22 protein-coding genes are annotated in these 20121 nt (G+C 60.6%); 14 read left to right on the forward strand and 8 right to left on the reverse strand.

Annotated features, from left to right (window positions below):
* The first annotated feature begins 18 nt into the window (after nucleotides 1–18).
* The 4 genes from OHL14_RS14985 to OHL14_RS15000 are packed head-to-tail and all read left to right on the forward strand — an operon-like array spanning nucleotide 19 to nucleotide 3170.
* Nucleotides 19–855 (forward strand): alpha/beta hydrolase, encoded by an 837-nt coding sequence (locus OHL14_RS14985; RefSeq protein ID WP_263380161.1) that lies wholly within the window; start codon nucleotides 19–21, stop codon nucleotides 853–855.
* Nucleotides 856–911: 56 nt separating this feature from the next.
* Nucleotides 912–1730: a ZIP family metal transporter gene (locus tag OHL14_RS14990; protein WP_263380162.1), complete on the forward strand. Its 819-nt coding sequence runs from the start codon at nucleotides 912–914 to the stop codon at nucleotides 1728–1730.
* A gap of 7 nt (nucleotides 1731–1737) precedes the next feature.
* Complete coding sequence (locus OHL14_RS14995; protein ID WP_263380163.1) at nucleotides 1738–2655, forward strand: ROK family protein; 918 nt, start codon at nucleotides 1738–1740, stop codon at nucleotides 2653–2655.
* 17 nt (nucleotides 2656–2672) lie between these two features.
* Nucleotides 2673–3170 (forward strand): DinB family protein, encoded by a 498-nt coding sequence (locus tag OHL14_RS15000; RefSeq protein WP_263380164.1) that lies wholly within the window; start codon nucleotides 2673–2675, stop codon nucleotides 3168–3170.
* Here the strand turns inward: OHL14_RS15000 and OHL14_RS15005 are convergent, their stop codons facing one another.
* The 8 genes from OHL14_RS15005 to lexA all read right to left on the reverse strand — a co-directional run bounded on the left by OHL14_RS15005 (nucleotide 3171) and on the right by lexA (nucleotide 10666).
* Nucleotides 3171–3866, reverse strand: coding sequence for an HAD hydrolase-like protein (locus OHL14_RS15005; RefSeq protein WP_263380165.1), 696 nt, complete (start codon nucleotides 3864–3866; stop codon nucleotides 3171–3173).
* Between the two features lie 53 nt (nucleotides 3867–3919).
* Nucleotides 3920–4780: a DUF4097 family beta strand repeat-containing protein gene (locus OHL14_RS15010; RefSeq protein WP_263380166.1), complete on the reverse strand. Its 861-nt coding sequence runs from the start codon at nucleotides 4778–4780 to the stop codon at nucleotides 3920–3922.
* A 67-nt stretch (nucleotides 4781–4847) separates the two neighbouring features.
* Entirely contained in the window at nucleotides 4848–6062 is a 1215-nt protein-coding gene (locus OHL14_RS15015) for an efflux RND transporter periplasmic adaptor subunit (protein ID WP_263380167.1), read from the reverse strand.
* Between the two features lie 213 nt (nucleotides 6063–6275).
* Nucleotides 6276–6851 carry an elongation factor P gene (locus OHL14_RS15020; protein WP_263380168.1) on the reverse strand — a complete coding sequence of 192 codons (576 nt, stop codon included), beginning with the start codon at nucleotides 6849–6851 and terminating at the stop codon, nucleotides 6276–6278.
* A 131-nt stretch (nucleotides 6852–6982) separates the two neighbouring features.
* Entirely contained in the window at nucleotides 6983–8203 is a 1221-nt protein-coding gene (gene coaBC, locus OHL14_RS15025) for a bifunctional phosphopantothenoylcysteine decarboxylase/phosphopantothenate--cysteine ligase CoaBC (protein WP_263380169.1), read from the reverse strand.
* Nucleotides 8200–9039, reverse strand: coding sequence for a pantoate--beta-alanine ligase (gene panC, locus OHL14_RS15030; protein ID WP_396271396.1), 840 nt, complete (start codon nucleotides 9037–9039; stop codon nucleotides 8200–8202). Before panC ends, coaBC begins: the two co-directional genes overlap by 4 nt.
* 30 nt (nucleotides 9040–9069) lie before the next feature.
* Nucleotides 9070–9936 (reverse strand): 3-methyl-2-oxobutanoate hydroxymethyltransferase, encoded by an 867-nt coding sequence (gene panB, locus OHL14_RS15035; protein ID WP_263380171.1) that lies wholly within the window; start codon nucleotides 9934–9936, stop codon nucleotides 9070–9072.
* A 124-nt stretch (nucleotides 9937–10060) separates the two neighbouring features.
* Nucleotides 10061–10666 carry a transcriptional repressor LexA gene (gene lexA / locus OHL14_RS15040; protein ID WP_263380172.1) on the reverse strand — a complete coding sequence of 202 codons (606 nt, stop codon included), beginning with the start codon at nucleotides 10664–10666 and terminating at the stop codon, nucleotides 10061–10063.
* Between the two features lie 133 nt (nucleotides 10667–10799).
* Here lexA and OHL14_RS15045 point away from each other — a divergent pair, with 133 nt between their 5' ends.
* The 10 genes from OHL14_RS15045 to OHL14_RS15090 all read left to right on the forward strand — a co-directional run bounded on the left by OHL14_RS15045 (nucleotide 10800) and on the right by OHL14_RS15090 (nucleotide 20117).
* Nucleotides 10800–11525: a response regulator transcription factor gene (locus OHL14_RS15045; protein ID WP_263380173.1), complete on the forward strand. Its 726-nt coding sequence runs from the start codon at nucleotides 10800–10802 to the stop codon at nucleotides 11523–11525.
* Nucleotides 11515–11763 (forward strand): hypothetical protein, encoded by a 249-nt coding sequence (locus tag OHL14_RS15050; protein ID WP_263380174.1) that lies wholly within the window; start codon nucleotides 11515–11517, stop codon nucleotides 11761–11763. The genes OHL14_RS15045 and OHL14_RS15050 overlap by 11 nt, the downstream gene beginning before the upstream one ends.
* Before the next feature lie 37 nt (nucleotides 11764–11800).
* A complete protein-coding gene (locus OHL14_RS15055) occupies nucleotides 11801–13066 on the forward strand; it encodes a sigma-54 dependent transcriptional regulator (RefSeq protein ID WP_263380175.1) in 1266 nt (421 codons plus the stop codon).
* A 201-nt stretch (nucleotides 13067–13267) separates the two neighbouring features.
* The gene (locus OHL14_RS15060) at nucleotides 13268–14125 is read left to right on the forward strand and encodes a FliA/WhiG family RNA polymerase sigma factor (protein WP_263380176.1); all 858 of its coding nucleotides are present in this window, start codon (nucleotides 13268–13270) and stop codon (nucleotides 14123–14125) included.
* 44 nt (nucleotides 14126–14169) lie between these two features.
* Entirely contained in the window at nucleotides 14170–14313 is a 144-nt protein-coding gene (locus OHL14_RS15065) for a hypothetical protein (protein WP_263380177.1), read from the forward strand.
* An 85-nt stretch (nucleotides 14314–14398) separates the two neighbouring features.
* Nucleotides 14399–14737 carry a flagellar biosynthesis anti-sigma factor FlgM gene (gene flgM, locus OHL14_RS15070; RefSeq protein ID WP_263380178.1) on the forward strand — a complete coding sequence of 113 codons (339 nt, stop codon included), beginning with the start codon at nucleotides 14399–14401 and terminating at the stop codon, nucleotides 14735–14737.
* Between the two features lie 104 nt (nucleotides 14738–14841).
* On the forward strand, nucleotides 14842–15525 hold the full coding sequence (locus OHL14_RS15075; protein ID WP_263380179.1) for a dienelactone hydrolase family protein: 684 nt from the start codon (nucleotides 14842–14844) through the stop codon (nucleotides 15523–15525).
* A 247-nt stretch (nucleotides 15526–15772) separates the two neighbouring features.
* Complete coding sequence (gene rpsO / locus OHL14_RS15080; protein ID WP_263380180.1) at nucleotides 15773–16039, forward strand: 30S ribosomal protein S15; 267 nt, start codon at nucleotides 15773–15775, stop codon at nucleotides 16037–16039.
* Between the two features lie 427 nt (nucleotides 16040–16466).
* Nucleotides 16467–18959: a polyribonucleotide nucleotidyltransferase gene (pnp, locus tag OHL14_RS15085; protein ID WP_263380181.1), complete on the forward strand. Its 2493-nt coding sequence runs from the start codon at nucleotides 16467–16469 to the stop codon at nucleotides 18957–18959.
* Nucleotides 18960–19274: 315 nt separating this feature from the next.
* Nucleotides 19275–20117, forward strand: a complete 843-nt coding sequence (locus tag OHL14_RS15090; protein WP_263380182.1) for a hypothetical protein — start codon at nucleotides 19275–19277, stop codon at nucleotides 20115–20117.
* Nucleotides 20118–20121 lie beyond the last annotated feature (4 nt).

A 20121-nucleotide genomic window follows, 5' to 3' on the forward strand; every position in this document is an offset into this window, starting at 1 on the left:
TCGGTGCGTTAGTTCAGTATGAGCGTTCTCGAACGAAATCCTCCAAAATGCGACCTGCGACTGCCGTATGGGTCACTGCCTTTGCAGTTTGGCGACCTCTGGCTACCAAAGACTCTCGCAAGCAACAAACAGCGTTGGCCCTTGGTGGTCTTCATTCATGGCGGCTGGTGGAAGGCGCAGTACGATCTCGGCTATGCGGGCTTTCTTTGTGACGCGATGCGCTCTCAGAGTGTCGCCGTGTGGTCGCTTGAGTACCGTCGCGTGGGCGAAGACGGCGGCGGCTGGCCGGGAACGATGCACGATGTAGCTGCGGGGTTCGACCATGTGGCGAAGCTGGCGCAGGCGTATCCGCTGGACCTGCAGCGAGTGATCGCAGCGGGGCACTCGGCGGGGGGACAGCTCGCGTTCTGGCTCGCGGGTCGACATCACGTTCCGCATACGAGCGAACTGGCTGAGCCGCAACCGAGGATAGCGCTAAAAGGGCTCGTGGGGTTGGCGGGCGCGGTCGATCTGCGGCTGACGATTGATCTCGGTGGTTTCTTCGCCTTCAGTAACGGCGGTTCTGCCGTTCGCAGCCTGATGGGCGGTGATCCGAAGCAGGTGCCAGCACGGTACAGTGCCGCCGACCCCGGGTTGCTCTTACCGCTGGGCGTGCGGCAGATTCTGGTGCAGGGAAGTTACGACGATCAGATACCCGCGGAGCTGCCGCAACGCTGGGCAGAGAATGCAAGGCGCCAGGGCGATTCTGTGGAGGTGAAGATCGTGCCGGGGGCAGACCACTTCGACGTGGTCGACCCTGAAAGCCACGCGTGGCCGATTAGCCGCGATGCAATGCTTGCCTTGCTGCAGGGATAGTTTTCGCTTCGAGCGAAATCCGCAAAAGGGCAGGTAGGATAAGGAGCGGAGGAATTTTGCTCGGCTCATCTTTATCTCACGAAGACCTGATCTCGCTGCTTGCCGTGGTGGGTGTTCAGCTGCTGGCTGCTGCTGCGGTCACGGGTCTTCATCGCTTCGATGCATGGCTTCGTCGCGCGTTGCCGTATGTCATTAGCGTAGCTGTCGGCGTATTGCTGACCACGGGAGCGGCGCACCTGCTGCCAGAGGCGATTGAGGCGTTGGGTAACCGCACCGCCTTATGGGTGGTGTTGGTGATGACCATGCTTACACTCTATACGTTTGAACGCGCATTCCATGTCCTGTCAGGGGTGAGTGCTGAACCTTCACCCGAGGTCGACTGCACCGAGGTGCATGAGCCCGGAGAGCATCATCACCACCACCATGGATCGCGGTCGACGACCCTCCTGCTCGGAGCCGTAACACATAGCCTCGTGGACGGCACCAGTGTAGCCGCGGCCTTTGCGCTGGACCGCCGTGTGGGGTGGGTGACAGCGCTGGCCGTTGGACTGCATGAGATTCCTCATCGTATGGGAGACTTTGCTCTGCTGGTTCACATGGGCATCGAGCGCAACCGGGCTGCGTGGCTGGCTATCGGCGCAGGCGCTTCGAGTTTGCTTGGTTGGCTGCTGGTGGTAGCGCTGGGCGGAAGTGGTTCCGCCCGTGTAGCGTGGTTGTTGCCGGTAAGTGCAGGCAGCTTCCTATACATTTCTCTAGTAGACTTGCTCCCGGAGCTGCAGGCAGAAGACAAGCCTAAAGCGGTGTTCGGGCAGATTCTTTGTTTGATTGTCGGCGTACTGCTGGCCCTTGGGCTGACGCAGATGCGAGGAGCGTAGGAGAGCAATGCGAATTGGAATTGACCTGGGTGGCACAAAGATTGAAGCGATCGCACTGGATGCAGCAGGCAAAGAGTTACGCCGCGTTCGTGTAGCAACACCGAAGGGCGAATACGAGGGCACAGTGAACGCGATCCGTGACCTCGCTCTCGACATGGAAGCGGAGTTGGGCGAGAGCGGTACCGTCGGTGTGGGCATCCCGGGTACGGTGACCGCTGCGACCGGACTGGTCAAGAACGCCAACTCTATCTGGCTTAACGGTATGCCGTTCGAGCGGGACTTGAGTACCGCGCTCAACCGCGAGGTGCGCTGCGCGAACGATGCCAACTGCTTTACGGTGAGTGAGGCGACCGATGGAGCCGCAAAGGGTTATCACGCGGTGTTTGGCGTGATTATGGGCACTGGCTGTGGCGGTGGAATTTCGATCGACGGGCGCGTCCACGCCGGTCCGAATGGTCTGGCGGGCGAGTGGGGGCACACGCCGTTGCCCTGGATGACGGGCGAAGAGTTTCCCGGTCCAGCCTGCTATTGCGGTAAGCAGGGCTGCTTGGAGACATGGATCTCCGGCACTGGCCTGGAGTGGGACTATGCGCGCGCGACCAGCAGCAACCTGCGCGGGTCAGCGATTGTCGCGGCGGCGGCGGCAGGCGAGCCTGCAGCGCAGGCTTCACTGCAGCGGCTGATTTCGCGCGTGGCCAGAGGACTGTCGACGATCGTGAATGTCTTCGATCCAGACATCATTGTGCTCGGCGGCGGACTTTCCAACCTGGATCGCCTGTACGATGGAGAACTCTCGCGGCTCCTGAGCGATGCATCCTTTGGCGGTGGCGTGACGACTCCCATCGTAAAGAACGTTCACGGTGACTCCAGTGGTGTGCGTGGCGCGGCATGGTTGTGGCCGGAACCTGAAACCGCGAAGCACTAAGTAGCATCCAAGCAGCCATGACGAAGAACGTATCGGCAACATCGGTAAAGAGTGAGCTGCTGAAGATGCTCGATGGCAGCCAGGCGCACGCTACCTTCGAGGACGCTGTAAAAGCGTTTCCGGAGAAGCTGCGTGGCACTGCGCCAGAAGGTCTGCCGTACTCGGCATGGCAGATTCTGGAGCACATTCGCATCGCGCAACGGGACATCCTGGAGTTCAGCGATAACCATGACGGCAAATACAAGCCGATGAAGTGGCCCGATGCCTATTGGCCAAAGGACGTTTCGCCGCCGAGCAGCGAAGCCTGGGACGCAGCGATTAAGTCTGTGCTCGAAGACCGCAAGAGCTTTGAAGCTTTGATTGAAGCCGCGACAGATGAACAGCTAGTAGCTCCGTTCGAGTGGGGCGAAGGACAAACGCTCTTCCGCGAGGCCCTGTTGATCATCGACCACGCTGGTTATCATGTGGGCGAACTGATCGTGTTGCGCCGCCTGCTGGGCGCCTGGAAGAAGTAACTAGAGGCCGAGCGCGACGAGCCACTCAGATGGGTGAGAGACGATCGCGTCCGGCCTCGCATCCGCAAGCGTATGCGGTGCGATGCCAAAGCTGCATCCCAGGGAACGCGTGCCAGCTCTCTTTGCTGTGTAGATGTCGACGCTCGAATCGCCAATCATCACGGTGTTCTCTGCAACGATCTCTTTGGAAAACTGTTGCGCCTCGGTGATCAGCGTCAGTAAACCGGTGGGGTCGGGCTTCTTGGTGGGGAAGGAGTTGCCACCGTAGTTCTGGAAAAAGAATTGTGCCATGCCGAGTTGCTCACAAATTTCTCGTGAGGGATGCACAGGCTTGTTTGTCAGCACAGCCATCGGCAGATCGCGATGCCGCCTTCGTATCGCAGTCAGTGCATCGAGAACTCCCTCATAACAACGTGTGTTGTCGAGTTTGTGCAGGTGATAGTGCTCGATAAAGCTGCGATAGGTGCGCTGGACGAGTTCATCATCGGGTGCGAGGGAGTCAACATCTCCCTGATCACCCAGAGCGCGCCTCACCAGCATGGCCGCGCCATCGCCGATGTAACTGGCAATCAACTCATTCTGCAACGTGGGCTTGCCAACATCCTGCAGCGCCATGTTGACCGAGTTGCAGAGGTCGAGAGAAGAGTCGATGAGCGTTCCATCAAGGTCGAAGACAAGAAAACGCGGCACAGCCATGGGATTAAGAATACATGGCGGTGCCGCACTGCTTGTGTGTTGCCGATGTCAGCCTAGCTGCTGATCTCTACGTTGCCGGAGCCGGTGCGAACCTGTAGCGGAGGTCCACCGCCATTGATTGGAGCCGTCATGTGATGGCGCGAGTGCTCGTCCTGCTCGGGCGCGTTTGGATAGCGAACGCGGATGTCGCCAGAGCCTGTGGAGGCCTCGAGATTGAAGTGCGCATCGTTGCCGAGGTGCAGCTTCACATTCCCCGAGCCGCTGTCGAGTGTGGCGGTCCCAGTGAGATGACCTTCGGCGTCGATATCGCCGGAACCCGAGCGAGCCACGAGACTGCCATTGAAGCCGTGGATATGGACGTTGCCCGAACCCGTGCGTGCCTTGATGTCGCCACCGTTGCGCTGGTCGAGGGTGATGTCGCCGGATCCGGATTGAAGGTCGGCAGGTCCCGAAACACCTTGTGCGCGGATGTTCCCTGACCCGGTGCTTGCAGTGATAAATCGGCCAACATCCGCAGTTGTCACGTCGCCCGAACCACTATGCAGGTTGAGTGCGACGCCTGCAGGCGCGGTGATGTCGTAGTCGATCGAGACATGGTTGTACTCGCTGTGATTGGTGACGAAGCCCACGCGGACGCTGTTGCCTTCCTGCGCGATCGGCGGATGGTCTTCAATCTCGCGGATGGCGTTGCTCGAGTCTCCACCACCCCCGAACATGCCCCAGCTGGTACGAATGCGGGCAGAGATGTGAATCTCCGAGCCGGAGCCGGCGTGAATCTGAATGTTGCCAGAGCCATTGTTGACGTAGAGATCGGGAGTCGACGACACGTTGAGCGTGCGCTCGAAGTGTCCGTCGGCGAAGGCGGCTGTGCTGATGGCCAGTACGGCGGCAGCGGTGACGAGTTGGAGTTTCATGGGCGTTTACCTTCCAGGTATGACGTGATGGTTCATGGATGCTGCTACAAATGCTGTTTCAAAATCCTCAGGAAGTCTGCTGCAGGACGACCTTGTCGCCGCTGTGTAGACCCGCTGTCACTTCGATGCGGCTGCCGTTGGAGAGCCCGACCTTGACCGGTACAGCACGGTGGCCGTCTTTGCCATGCGCATCCGGAACCCATACGGTGGCGTTGCGATCCTTATCGTAGATCACCGCCTGCTCCGGAATCGTGAGCACGTTCTTATGCTCCTCCAGAACGATCTCGCCGTTTGCAGTCATGTTGGCCTTCAGTTCGCCGCCGGGATTGTCGATGGAGATCTGGACCTCGAACGTCGTGACATTATCCTTTTCGACGCCAAGAGGTGCAATCTTGGTGACACGTCCGGCGAAGGTCTTGTCGCGGAAGCTCTGCACCTTGATGCGTGCTGGCTGGCCAAGATACACCTTCGCGATATCGGACTCGTCTACCTTGCCCTTGACGTAGACCTCATGCGTATCGCCGAGCGTCATGACCAACGTTGCAGTCGAACCCAGCACCAGGATCGAGCTGACGGCATCACCGACCTGCACGTCACGTGAGAGTACGACGCCGTCGATGGGAGAGGTGACCGTCGTGTAGCTCAGCTGCTCTTCGAGCTGCTTTAGAGAAGCCTGCGCCTGCTGCACCTGTGCGTTGGACTGCTTCAGCTTCGCCTGATCGACGATGATCTGTGCTGTGTAACGATCACGCGTGTTGGCTGCAGCGCGGTACTTCTGCTCGGCGTCATCGAGCGACTGCTTCGAGACGACGCCATCCTTCTGCATCTCAAGCTGGCGCTGATACGAGTGCTCCACCATGGGCAGGTCGGGAGACTCCGCGGCGACGCGATCATACTCGACGGCAGCCTTGGCAGAACTTGCATTCGCCTCGGCGGCGGCGAGCTGTGCTTTCTGGGCGGCGACCTGGTCCAGAATCTCCTGCTGATCCAACTGCGCGAGCACCTCACCCTTGCGGACGCTGTGATTGATGTCCGTGTCAAGCTTGGTGACAATGCCGCTGGCCTTGGACTTGACCTCAACCTGAGTGATCGGCCAGATCTTCCCGGTCGCGACGACCGAGCGTGCAATGTCGCCTGTCTCCGCTGTAGCGATCTGCGTGGGGTCGATGGCGGTCGATCCGCCTAACGTCTTCGCCGCAACGACGCCACCGGAGATGAGAGCCACAGCGACCACCCCGAGGATGATCCATAGCCGCTTGCGGGACCGATTCAAAGTGCTCACCGTTGTAGGACCTCCGAGGTCGAATTGCAAGAGTCAAGTGTTGCTTCGGAAGGAGATACGCAGGTGGTGTGAGGTTGGTTCCCGGAGATGTTGGATTGTTCGCTGACTCAAGGTAAGTGTCTTCTATTTCATTACATTAGATGGATCGAACGCAAAAGCGCCCGGAGGCCAATACTTGGCTCCCGGGCGCTTCAGATCTTTCGCTAATAAGGATCAGGCGCGGCTGGAGAACTCACCCGTTTCGGTGGTGACCTTGATCTTTTCGCCTTCCTTGATGAAGAGCGGCACCTTGATGACGCGGCCCGTCTCGAGCTCGGCATCCTTGGTGACGCTGCCGCTGGAGGAATCTCCACGAACGGCGGGCTCGGTGTACTTTACATCGAGCTCGACGAAGATCGGCAGCTGCAGGCCGATGGGGTTGCCGTTGTACTTGCGGATCTGCAGCATGGTGCCTTCAAGCAGCCAATCCAGCGCATCGCCAAGCATGTCGGGCGTCAGCGTATGCGTCTCGAAACTCTCCTGGTCGAGGAAGTGTGAACCCTCACCATCGCTATAGAGGTAGGAGGCAGGGACGAACACTACGTCCGGCTCTTTGAACCGATCCTGAGCCTTGAAGGTCTTATCGAACACCGCGTTGGTCAGCAGGTTACGCATCTTCAGACGCACGAGCGTCTGGCCGCCGCGTGCAGTCGGTGTGCTGATGTCGGAGTCCAGGCAGACATAGGGTTCGTTCTCGAACTCAAACAGCATCTTGCGTTTTACGTTGATAGCTTCGAGCAGTGTGGCCATAAACTCTCTCTTTCGCTCCCTCGAGCTAATTAGCTGTGGGTATCTCGTGTGGCTTAGGTATTGACGCCGTTTTCTCCCAGAGAAAACGGCTCTATACTATGTCTGCGCTTCGCAGCAACAGCTAATTAGCTCTAGTATACGAGGGCTGAGCGCGAGAGGCGAAGAGCGGTCAACTGATCGAGGATGCGACCGGCCATCGCCAGCTTGGAAGATGGTGGCAGAGCGATCTCCGAGTCATGTGTCAGGAACAATCCGGCGTTGCGGTCGACCTCGAAGCCGCTGTCGGCACCGGAGACATCGTTTGCCACGATGGCGTCGAGATTTTTCGCCAGCAGCTTGCGGCGAGCCTCTGCGCGCAGGTTTTCTGTCTCGGCGGCGAAACCGATGACGACGGTGCCTGGCCGGCGGTGGCTGATGATCTGCTTCAGGATGTCGTCGTTTTGAACCAGTTTCAGCGTCATGGCCGCAGCCTTCTTCAACTTCTGCAGCGAGGGCGACACTACCCGATAGTCCGAGACAGCGGCCGCCATGATAACGGTCGTTGCTCGTGGCAACGCTTCCAGCACGGCGGCCTGCATCTCAGCGGCAGTCGTGACAGAATGCATCTCGCAGTCGAGAGGTTCAGTTGCCTTCGCTGCTGTGACGAGCACGACTCGCGCCCCTCGGTTCGACGCCTGTTCTGCGAGCGCAAAGCCCATGCGTCCGCTGCTGCGATTACCGAGAAATCGCACAGGATCGATCGCCTCGCGTGTGCCGCCAGCCGTGATAAGAATCGTCTCCCCTTCGAGGTCGCGGATGGGTGTCGCGACTGCGAGGACAGCATCCGCTATCTCAACCGGATCAGCAAGGCGGCCTTCGCCGACCATGCCGCAGGCGAGGGAACCGCTGCCCGGTTCGACGATATGCACGCCACGAGAACGCAGCGTCGCCAGGTTTTGCTGCGTCGCCGGGTGGTGCCACATGTTTACATTCATGGCAGGCGCGATGACGATCGGTGCTATTGTTGCCAGCGCGATCGTTGTAAGCAGGTCGTCAGCGATGCCATGCGCGAGCTTAGCGAGCTTATTCGCTGTCGCAGGCGCAATCACCAGTGCGTCGATCTGCTGCGCCACCGAGATATGCTCGATGGCAAAAGGTGCTGGCTCTCCAGAGGTGGCCTCAGCGTGCGGCTGCCATAACGAGGTCAGCACCTGGCGACCACTGAGAGAGGCGAAGGTAAGCGGCGTGATGAACCGCTCGGCTCCCGCCGTCATGGCAACCTGCACCTCCGCGCCGCGCCGCTGCAACTCACGTGTAAGCTCGGCCGCTTTGTAGGCGGCAATGCCGCCGGTCACTCCCAAAAGGATCTTCATTCTGCTACCTCTTCGTCTATGGGAACCACGAAGTTGTCGATGAGACGGGTACTCCCGATGAAGGCGGCGATGGCGATAAGTGAACCGGCCCTGACTTCAGTGACGGGTTCGAGGCTCCTGGCATCCACAACGCACGTATAGTCCACGCGAACGCCAGCGGCATCAAGATCATGCCTTAGCGTAGCTCGTACGATCGCCGAGGAACTGTCGCCTTGGCCGATCGATTCCGCCGCATCACAGAGGGCTTGTGGAATCGCCAGGGCTTGTTCGCGCTCTGCTTCGGAGAGATAGCGATTGCGCGAACTGAGCGCGAGGCCATCCGCATCGCGCCGCGTCGGGCATACGACCAGTTCGATATCGAAATTGAGGTCGCGTACCATCGCCTGCAGCACGGCTACCTGCGCCGCATCCTTCTGCCCAAAATACGCACGATCTGGCTGCACGATGTGGAATAGCTTGCTGACAACTGTCGTGACGCCGCGAAAGTGACCCGGCCGGGAGGCGCCATCCAACCGCGATCCGATCTTGGGCACATCGACGAAGGTCTCTGCCGCAGGTGGGTACATCTCTTCAGTCGTCGGTGCAAAGAGGTAGTGAACCCCGGCCTGCTCCAGCAGAGCGCAATCCGCCTCAAACGTGCGTGGATACTTGGCAAAGTCTTCGCCTGGAGCGAACTGCGTTGGGTTGACGAAAATACTTGCAGCGACGCGATCACAACCCTCAAGAGCCGCGCGCACGAGCGAGAGATGGCCTTCGTGGAGAGCGCCCATCGTCGGCACGAGCCCGAGTGTCTCCATCGAAGATCCCCGGCGTAGTGCACGGCGTAGTTCGTGCATGGCAGAGATGCTGCTGATGATCTGCACTCGTTACCCCCGGCTAACAGCGACTTCGAGCGATACGCTAGTGGGCAGGTGATAGCTTTCGCTGTCATCAGGGAAGCTCCGCGACTCGACAGCATTACGGAATTCGTCGAGCCCCTGTCGCATCAACTCGCCCGCATCGCCGAAGGACCGGACAAACTTCGCAGGCTGGCGAAAGGTGAGTCGAAAGAGATCGTGGAAGACGAGGATCTGTCCGTCGCAATCGGGACCGGCACCGATGCCGATCGTGGGTATCGCCAGCAGCGAAGTGATATGCGTCGCCAACTCGCGGGGAACCCCCTCGAGCACGATCGCGATCGCACCGGCATCCTGCAGCGCAACCGCGTCGTCTGCAAGCTGTAGTGCAGCGGCTTCGGTTCGCCCCTGAACGCGATAGCCGCCCATACGACGAAGCGATTGTGGAGTAAGTCCGATGTGGGCGACGACGGGAATCTGCGCTGCCGTCAGCGTGCGAACGTTCACAACCTGCTCTGCTCCGCCTTCGATTTTGATCGCTTCGGCCCCGGCTTCTTTCGTGACACGGATACCGTTGCGCAACGTCTCTTCGCGACTGACGTGATAGCTGCCGAAGGGCATATCGACGATCAGCAGGGCGCGCTGCGTAGCGCGGCGAACAGCCTTCGCGTGATGGATCATCTCGTCCAAAGTCACGGACAGAGTGTCGGGATGTCCCAGGACGGCCATGGCAAGGGAATCGCCTACAAGAAGCAGGTCGATCCCAGCCTCGTCGGCAAGACGGGCGGTGGGGTAGTCGTAAGCTGTAATGGCGGTGATAGCGGCGCCGGCTTGTTTCTGTGCCAGCAGACTTTGCGGCGTGACTTTTGCCACGCTCGTGGGGGTAGTAAGGCTCATCGTCTCTCCAGTGCCACTTCGCATAGTGCGAATGCAGCCCGAACGAACTGAGTATAGCAAGGGAGCTGGACGACAGGGGAGAAGGGCCGTAGCCGTTCGCTCTATCCCTGCTGTCGATCCCTATTTAAGCGTACTTGCGAAGGATGCCCAGTACCTTGCCTTGAATCGCTACATTCGCGGCAGGCGCGTAGATGGGGGCCATCTCGGTATTCGAAGGCTGAAGGCGGATCAGGTTGCCCTCGCGATAGAAGCGCTTCAGCGTGGCGTCCGCACCGTCGATCAGCGCGACAACGATCTCACCCTCGCGAGCTGTGCGGGTGCGTTCTACCAAAACGTAGTCGCCGGACATGATGTGCTCATCGCGCATCGAATCGCCGCGAACCTCCAGCGCATAGCATTCACGATTGCCCAGGATATCTCCCAGAGAGATTGTCTCGGCCTGCTCAATTGCCTCGACCGGTCGACCGGCGGCGATACGCCCCATCAAAGGCAGTCGATCCATCGCCGAGCGCGCCTTACGCTGTGGCAGAACGTCTATGGAGCGGCTGCGGTTATGAGCGCGCTGCAAAAGCCCTTTGTTCTGCAGGTTTGTCACATGCTTGTGTACGGTCGCAAGCGAATTGAGGCCAAGCCCCGCTGCAATCTCCTCGTATGACGGAGAGTAGCCGTTGCGCTGCGTGAAACCCGAGAGGAAATCGATAACTTCTTTTTGCCGACGCGTAATCGCCATGCCGTCCATTCTAGCGAATAAAAAGCGAACTGCAACGCGAGGGAATAAAAAAAGATACCTCAGGTGCCGATAGCCTTCCCAAGAGCGTAAGAGGAATGTCAAACGGCAGCGCCGCCCCAGTGAGGACTTATAGATGCATGTACTCGTGGTCGAAGACGATACCGCTCTCGCCCTGTTCCTGCAAAAGGGACTGAAGATTGAGGGCCACGAGGTCGACTGCGCTGGGGACGGGGACGCAGCGATTGAGTATGTGCAGGAGCGCTGCGTCGACCTGATGGTGCTCGATCTCAGCCTGCCGCGGCGCGATGGCCTGGAGGTATTGAAGGTCGTGCGAGAACGCTGTCCGGACACCGCTGTCGTTGTGCTCACGGGGCGCGTCGAGCTTGAGCATCGAGTCTACTGCTTGAACGCCGGAGCGGATGACTATCTGCAGAAGCCGTTCAGCTTTCACGAACTCACCGCCCGTTGTCGCGCCATCCTGCGCCGTCGCTCACGCTTCGCCAGCCCACTCCTTGAGTTCAACGGCATCACCATGAACCTCATGGAGCGCTCTGTTCGCTATGGCGATACGGCAGTCGATCTCACGGCGAAGGAGTTCATGGTGCTCGAGGTCCTCGTCCGCCGTCGCGGCGAATGCATCACGCGTGCCGAGATGTTGGGTGAGGTATGGCCCGGCTCGTCCGAGAGCGGCCTCAACGTCGTCGATGTTTACATCACCTATCTGCGGCGTAAGTTCGCCGACGCGCAGCGCCTGCAAGGTGAGGTCGTCGCGGTGGCCCAGGTAATCGAGACCGTGCGCGGAGCAGGCTACCGGCTGCGCCGCGCCGCAGCTCCTGCCGAGGTGGCGTATGGCAGCTGAGAGAGTCTCCAATGAGTTTCACGAAGAGATGCGTTCGGCGCTCCATGATCTCTGCCAGCCGCTTACGACGCTGCGTTGCCGCCTGGAGCTGGCGATGATGCAGGTCGATCCAGCCGAAGCCGAGCCGGAGAGCCTGCGGGAGGCAGTGCGGGGGGGCCTTGACGATATCCGGCTCATCTTCGAGTGTGTTGAGTCGCTGCGGCAATCGCTGCTCGTTGAGATGAAGCTGAGGCCATAAGCAAACCCTTGTTCCTATGCAAGGACGGTGAGGGGATATGAACGCAATCGAACACCTCGATGCACGCAGCGCAGGAGAGGGCAGGCGAGTGGTCATCGCCAGCGCGGATGGTGTCCTGAGACAAAAACTGGTCTCCAGCCTCAACGCCATGCGCTGGGTGGTACGCGAGGCCAGCGGAGGTGCTGAGGCCATCAGTGTGCTGGAAGAGCACACGCAGGATGCGCTGCTGCTCGATGAGTGGTTGCCCGACTTGGAGGTCGGTGAGTTCGCCGGGAATCTCGCCATGCTCTATCCCGGCCTCGAGGTACTGCGCGTCGATGGGCAGCCCCTGGTGCAGACCTCCGGCGTGCAGGCATTGCGACAGGTGCGGAGCTCTCACCGTCAGGAGCTTCTGCACTCCCTGCGCGAGGCCCAGAGTCTGCCCTCCGTCCGACCGGGCGCGGCAAAGGCACACGCCTCCGCCGTCGCTGCCGTCACACCCTCGCAGAGCACGCTGACGCCAGTCGTCCAGCCCCTTCCTGTCGACGCCGCCGGTCCGACCGCCGCGGTGGATGACATGATCGGCGAGAGCACACCTATCAAAGAGCTCGCCAGGCTGATTCGGCTCGTCGCTCCCCGTTCCACCACGGTATTGATCGAAGGAGAGACCGGCACCGGCAAGGAGCTCGTCGCGCAGGCCCTGCATCGGCTCAGTCCACGCGCAAAGAAACCTCTCGTTGTCCTGAACTGCGCCGCAATTCCTGAAGCTTTACTTGAAGCCGAGCTCTTCGGTCATGCTCGCGGCGCGTTCACCGGAGCCGTCCAGTCGCGCACCGGCCGCATCGAAGCCGCCGATGGAGGCACGCTCTTTCTCGACGAGATCGGCGAGATGCCGCTTGGTCTGCAGGCCAAGATGCTCCGTTTCCTGCAGAGCGGCGAGCTGCAGCGCGTCGGCGAAAACGAGCTCATCCATGTCAACGTCCGCATCATCGCAGCGACGCACCAGCATCTTGAAAAACGCGCCGCCGAGGGCGCATTCCGCCTCGATCTCTATCATCGGCTCGCCGTCTTTCCGCTGGAGGTCCCCGCTCTGCGCGATCGCTGCGACGACATCGCTCTGCTCGCCGAACACTTCCTGGAGCTGCTCGGCCGCGACGCTCCTCGCAAGCGCCTCTCGGCCTCGGCGCTTGAGGTCTTGAAGAGCCACAACTGGCCCGGCAACGTGCGCGAGCTTGCTCACGTGCTGGAACGAGGCACCATTCTCGCTGGAGACAGCGCCGTGCTGCGCGTGGAGGAGATTCGCCTGCGCGGTGGCCGCCGTTGACAAAACCTGCCTCTCCTCGGACCGGATCAATCTGAGAGAACTCTAAGAATCGGCCATCCCTATCTTGGAGAACTCTCATATTCGAGCTCCCGGGTTTGGCACGCAGGTTGCATTTACCTGTTGCAAGTGCAGAGCCACCGAGGCGCAACGATCCCAGCCAGGGCACTTTGCACAATCCACATCTCTTGAGGAGTCCATCCGATGACGAGCATGCAGAGCAACACGACGAAGACCCTGGGCCCCACTGACATGAATGGATTGAACACCGACGCCTTGTTCTCCGTTGGTCTCTGCGGTATTCCGCCGCTCCCGCCGCTGGCCATGGATGAGCACGAGCGCGAGCGCCGCCTCATCGAACATCTGCCGATGGTCCGCTACATCGCTCGCCGTGTGCATGAACGGCTGCCGCAACACGTCGAGATCGAAGACCTGGTCTCCGCCGGCGTCTTCGGCCTGATGGACGCCTTCAACAAGTTCGATCAGAGCAAGATGGTGCAGTTCAAGAGTTACGCGCAGTTCCGCATCCGCGGTGCCATCCTCGATTCGCTGCGCGAACTGGACTGGAGCCCCCGCGAGCTGCGCCGCAAAGGTCGCGCCATCGAAGAGGCGATTCGAGCGCTTACACAGCGCTGCGGCCGCGCTCCGCAGGAGTCTGAAATCGCCCGCGAACTCGGCCTGCAGCTCGGCGACTTTCAGCACTTGCTCGGCGAGCTTAAAGGTCTCGAGATCGGTAGCCTGCACGCCGAGCGCAGTGAAGACTCAGGCGAAGAGGAGCTGTCGTTTCTTCCCACCTCGCCTGAGGAAGACCCCCTCTTCCAATGCCTCAAGAGCGAGCGTAAGCAATTGCTCATAGACGCGATCGAAAAGCTGCCGGAAAAAGAAAGACTCGTCCTCACCCTCTATTACTACGAGGAATTGACGATGAAGGAGATAGGTCTCACGCTCAGCGTCGTAGAGTCGCGCGTCTCGCAGATTCACACCTCGGCGGTCCTTCGCCTTCGCTCCGCGATGGGTGCGGGACGATCGGTAAAAAAGACGCGCATCCGCAATGCAGCTTGACCTCAACGCATCATCCAACCCGCACCACACCAGGGAGGCACCGCATGATCGAATCGACCATCAACAGCGCCACAGCTCTGCATCCGCGTTACATCACCCGTCGCCGGAATGAGGTCCGCGCCTTGATGCAGCACACCCTGGGCACGCTCTTCGTACTGGCCGCCCTGATCCTCATCGTGAATGTTTAGGTTAGGAAGAAGTTAGATTTAAGCTAAAGTTTTCTCATCGGTTGCCGATGGCGCTTTCTGAGAGAGGACCTCAGAAAGCACGGTTGTGCCGCAGATCAGGAACACGTTGCCGCAGGGGCGCTGCCTCGCACTCCCAACCGAGGCGGGCCGCGCTACCGTGGCGTTGACGAAGGGGACGGACCGCTTGGCCCACGCAAAGGCTTCCAAGGACGATGAGACGCTGCACTCTGTTCTGCTGCAGACGACCGCAGCCGCTCCGGAGGAACTGCGGCGCGAGGAGACACTGCGCCGCGCGAAGATCGAGCGCCTGCGCGCCGCTCTCGCCGATGGCTCCTACTCCGTCACGGCCGAGGCCCTTGCCGAAAAGATGATCGAGCACATCGCCGGGCCAGATTCTCTTCATCCGGACAAAGACAACTCCTGATCAGCACCCTCCTTCACACTTCCTGCATCTCTCTTAGGAGACAATCGTCCAGCGACCTTTTCGTCGCAGAGGCGTGTCACAACAGACATCAGGAGTGAAACAACATGGGTGAGTTTGTATCGGTAAAGGCAAGCGATGGTCACGGACTTTCGGCGTATGTAGCCAAACCCGAAGGCACCGCCAAAGGCGCGGTCGTCATCGTGCAGGAGATCTTCGGCGTCAACCCGTCCATCCAGGGCGTGGCCGACCACTACGCGAAGCATGGCTACCTCGCCGCGGCCCCTGCTCTCTTCGACCGCTATGAGCGCGACCTGCAGCTCGGCTACGGCCCGGAAGACATGAAGAAGGCCTTCGAGTTGTACGGCAAGCTCAAGCCCGAGACCGCACTGCTCGACGTGGCGGCAGCTTTCAAGCACATCGAATCCGCTGGCAAGACCGCCGTCCTCGGCTTCTGCTATGGCGGCCTGATGTCCTGGCTGAGCGCCACCCGCGCCAAGTCCCTGGGCATCACCCCGGCCGCCACCGTCGGCTACTACGCTGGCGGTATCGGCAGCGTCGCGACCGAGACACCCGTCTGCCCCGTGCTGCTGCACTTCGGCGCGGACGACGACCACATCGGCAATGACCAGGTCGACGCCGTCCGCTCCGCCCATCCCGACGTGACGATCTATCTGTATGAAGGTGCAGGCCATGCCTTCGCCAACCCTGCCCGTCCCAGCTTTGTTCCAGCTGCCGCAGAGACAGCCGATGAGCGCTCGCTGGCCTTCCTGCACAAGCACCTCGGGTAATCGCAGTCTTCGTTGTTTTCGTCTCTTTCTCCATATGGCTGGGCTTCAGCCCAGCCAAGGCAAGTGGCCCCTGTCTACTCCGCACCTCGCTCGCCATCAGGCGAGCGAGGTGCGGGCCGAAACGGTCCACTTGGACCCCATAAACCACACTGGCTGGGCAGTTTATGTCCGCCAGCGTGCTATCTTTAACGAGGCCACTGGAAATTTGGTGGACTAGAGTACTAAGAATCAGGAGCAAGACAAACTCGTGTTAGCAACTGAAAAGAAAACAGACATCATCAGCAAATTCCGTACTCACGATACGGACACCGGTAGCCCCGAGGTGCAGATTGCCATCCTCTCGGAGCGCATTGGTGAGCTGACTGAGCACTTCAAGATGCACAAGAAGGACCATGGCTCGCGCCGCGGACTCTTGATGCTGGTATCCAAGCGCCGTAGCCTTCTCGATTACCTGAAGAAGACGGACTCGGATCGCTATCGCGAAGTGATCGGCAAGCTGGGTATTCGCAAGTAACTGCGATCGAGCAGGCCTTATGGCTGGCTGTTGCGGCTCTTGCGCCCAACGGACTGGCCGGGTTCACAAGACCCGGGCCTGGAAGACCAGAGTCAACAACCTCCATGGTTACGACGTCTGGGTTTACAAGTGCCAGGAGTGTAGGACGATTGACTTTGCATGGTGCCACCCGCGGGTTTGCGGCACAAGTACGGATGGAGGCTCACTTCGCAGCCTTCACCGCTTTTATGCCCCGTACGTACTCGCGAGTGCCCATGCTCTCCATCCACACTTCTTGCCAAAGGTATGAAAGACACATAGCCCCGACCGAAGCCAACTCTTCGGCGGGGCTTTTGTCGTAGAGCTGCGCAGACACCGAGCCTCCGCGCGCCGCGACCCACAAGCTTAGAGACAAACTGACGACAGAGAAGAAGAGGAAGAAATACATATGAAGCAAGAAGTAACCGTAGAACTCGCAGGCGGCAAACACATCAAGTTTGAGACCGGCCGCATCGCCAAGCAGGCATCCGGCGCAGCCTTCACCACCAGCGGCGACAACGCGGTCCTCGCGACGGCTGTAGCCTCGCCCGACCCCAAGGAAGGCATAGACTTCTTCCCGCTGACCGTCGAGTACCGCGAGTTCACCTATGCCGGTGGCCGCATCCCCGGCGGCTTCATCAAGCGTGAAGGCCGCCCGTCGGAGAAGGAGATCCTGACCAGCCGTCAGATCGACCGCCCGATCCGCCCTCTGTTCCCTGAGGCCTTCCGCAACGAGACGCAGGTCGTCGCATTTGTGTATTCGGCTGACAAGGAAAACGATCCCGACGTCCTCGGCATCAACGGCGCAAGCTGCGCTCTCGCTCTCTCCGACATTCCGTTCCACGGCCCTGTCGGCGCTGTGCGCGTTGGCTATATCGGTGAGCCCGGTGCAGAGCAGTACATCGTGAACCCGACCTACACCGAGCGCCTCGCCTCGAAGCTGAACATCATGGTCGTCGGCACCGCTGACGGCATCGTGATGGTTGAGTCCGGCGCAAAGGAAGTCTCCGAAGAGGTCGTCGTCGGAGCCATCGAGTTCGCTCACGTCGAGATCAAGAAGATCGTTGCTGGTATCGACGAGCTGGTGAAGGTTGCAGGTAAGACCAAGCGCTCCGTCACTCCGCTGGAGAACGACACCGAGTACGCGGCTGCTCTCAAGGCGAAGATCGGCGATAAGCTCGCTGACGCGCTCAACACGCAGAAGTACCCCAAGTTCGAGAGCTACGCCAAGGTGAAGGAGATCAAGGACGAGCTCAAAAAGGAACTCCCGGCTGACGACCCGAACGCGGGTAAGAAGCTGAGCAAGTACTTCGAAGGTCTCCGCGAGACCATCTTCCGCGAGCAGGTGCTCAACGACCGCATCCGTCCCGATCACCGCGCCTTCGACGAGATCCGCGCGATCGCTATCGAGACCGGCGTGCTACCCCGTGTGCACGGTTCGGCCCTGTTCCAGCGCGGCGAGACGCAGGCTCTGGTCTCCGCAACGCTCGGCACCACCGACGACGCGCAGCGCATGGAGAGCTATGAAGGCGAGATCAAGCGCAAGTTTATGCTGCACTATAACTTCCCGCCGTTCTCGGTAGGTGAGGTTGGACGTATGTCCGGCGTGGGCCGTCGCGAGATCGGTCACGGCGCGCTCGCTTGGCGCGCAATTGAAGCTGTTCTGCCTGACGAGTCGGAGTCCCCGTACACGCTCCGCGTCGTCTCGGACATCCTCGAGTCGAACGGTTCCTCCTCGATGGCCACCGTCTGTGGCGCTTCGCTCTCGCTGATGGCTGCGGGTATCCCGATCAAGGGTGCAGTTGCCGGCGTCGCAATGGGCCTCGTCAAGGAAGGCGACAAGTACGCCATTCTGACCGACATCGCAGGCGCAGAAGATCACTACGGTGACATGGACTTCAAGGTCGCTGGTACGCGCAACGGCATCACCGCCCTGCAGATGGACATCAAGATCATGGGCATCACTCCGCAGATCATGCGTGAGGCGATGGCGCAGGCTCGCGAGGGCCGCATGTTCCTGCTCGACAAGATGGACGCGGTGATCTCGAAGGCGTCGGAAGAGAAGAGCGCATTTGCTCCTCGCATCCACACCATCCAGATCCCCACCGACAAGATCCGCGACCTCATCGGACCCGGCGGTAAGGTCATCCGCGGAATCGTGGATGCAACCGGCGTCAAGATCGACGTCGACGATACGGGCCGTGTCAACGTGGCCAGCTCGGATGCAGAAGGTCTCGCCAAGGCGATCCAGATGATCTCCGACATCACCGCCGTGCCTGAGGTCGGCAAGACCTACCTCGGCAAGGTCGTTCGCCTCGCAGAGTTCGGCGCTTTTGTCGAAATCTTCCAGGGCACCGACGGCCTGCTGCACGTCTCCGAGATCGCTGAGCACCGCGTGAAGGAAGTGAAGGACGAACTCCGCGAGGGCGATCAGATCCTCGTGAAGGTCCTGGCGATCGAAGGCAACCGCATCAAGCTCAGCCGCAAGGCTGTGCTGCGTGAGCAGCGCGAGAAGCTTGGTCTGCCGCCGGTAGCCGAAGCGGCTGGTGGTGGCGAGCGTTCGGACCGCGGTGAGCGCGGCGGGCGTGAAGGCGGACGCGAGCGCGACCGTGATCGTGGTGAGCGTGGTGATCGTGGCCGTGGCGCCGATCGTCCCGTAGCTCCTCCGGTTCAGGAATCCAACCCGACGGACGATGACGAAGAGTTCGACGACGAGGAGTTCGACGGAGAGGATGAGGGTACCGACGAGGGAGCAGAGGGCGAAGAGAACTCTCAGCCCGCTGGCGATGCGCCTGCAGACGGCACGCCGCGTCCTGCTGGACAGCGCCGTGGCCGCCGTCGCCGTGGTCGTCGTCCGGGTGGCACACCGCAGGGTGGTGCTCCGGCTGGCGGAGCTCAGTAACCCATTTCCACCCAGAAACAGACACCGAAGGCCGCGCAAACAGCGCGGCCTTCGGTGTCTAGGCCCATCCTTCTTGCTTGTGATCCTGAGCGCAGGCGAGGTCCCCGACGAATGTTTCTCGTTCGTTGGGGTGCAACCGAAGCATCTGCTTTTCGCTGGTAGCGTAGAGTCCGCATGGGTCTCGCAAGACCGCTTCAACACATTTTGAATCCGTAGGCCTGCAAGGGTGCGTCTACCAAGTGTGACCTGTTGCGCATCACGGAGGCTGGGCTGAAGAGCACGACTAGAGTTCGCTTAGCCCATTGGGCGCCGTTTGTGCTGCTTGTGTTGGCAGGCGCGAGCCGCTGGATCGTCACGGAGGCGCATCCTGAAGCCGAGCCAACGCTGTCATCGCTGGCCGTGGGTTGCGGGTGGGCGACGCTGGTCAGCCTGAGCCTTCTGCGTCGCGGCCCTGCAAAAGTGACGCTGAGAGGCTCGTGGGTCGGCCTGCTCTCCGGCGCGCTACTCTTTGCCGGTCCCGCCGTAGGAGCCCTCTTGAACGCGCGCGGTCTCGATGGCCCGGCACTGACGATGTCCTTGGCGCTCACCCCCGTGGCGGTTGGCATTGCCGCTGCTGCGATGGGAGCAGGCGGCTTGGATGGCGCTGCGGGTCGCATCTGGCCGGGACTTGCTGCCGTCGGTGGCTTATTGCTGTTGCTGGTAGAACCAAACCTCGGCAACGTCCGTAGCAATGTAGCGCTGGTGCTTGCGCCAGTCATGACAGGTGTCGGCGCCGCACTCTTCTGCCTCCGCGGCAGCGCCACACGCTGGCGACCCACGACCGCTCTGCTGGGCGGAACCCTCATCTTCAGCCTCGCACTCACAGCGGAATCGCTGGCCACGCACACCCGGCCTACGGTCTCCCTGCTGGCTGTCTCCTGCGACGGTCTACTTGCGTTGCTAAGCGTCTATGCTCTACAGCGTGTCGGGGCCACACGGTGGTCCGCGCAGTTCACGTTGCTGCCGTTGTTGATCGCGCTGGAGGGAATCGTGCTCACGCGTCCGCCGATGACGCTACGTGGCGTCGTAGGGTTGGCGCTGCTGGTGCTCGCGGGCGTCTACCTGCTCCTGCCATCGTCTGAGGATGCCGAACGCAACTCCGGCGTGGTGCCAAGGTAGTTTC

This window comes from Granulicella paludicola (assembly GCF_025685545.1).
Classification (GTDB): domain Bacteria; phylum Acidobacteriota; class Terriglobia; order Terriglobales; family Acidobacteriaceae; genus Granulicella; species Granulicella paludicola.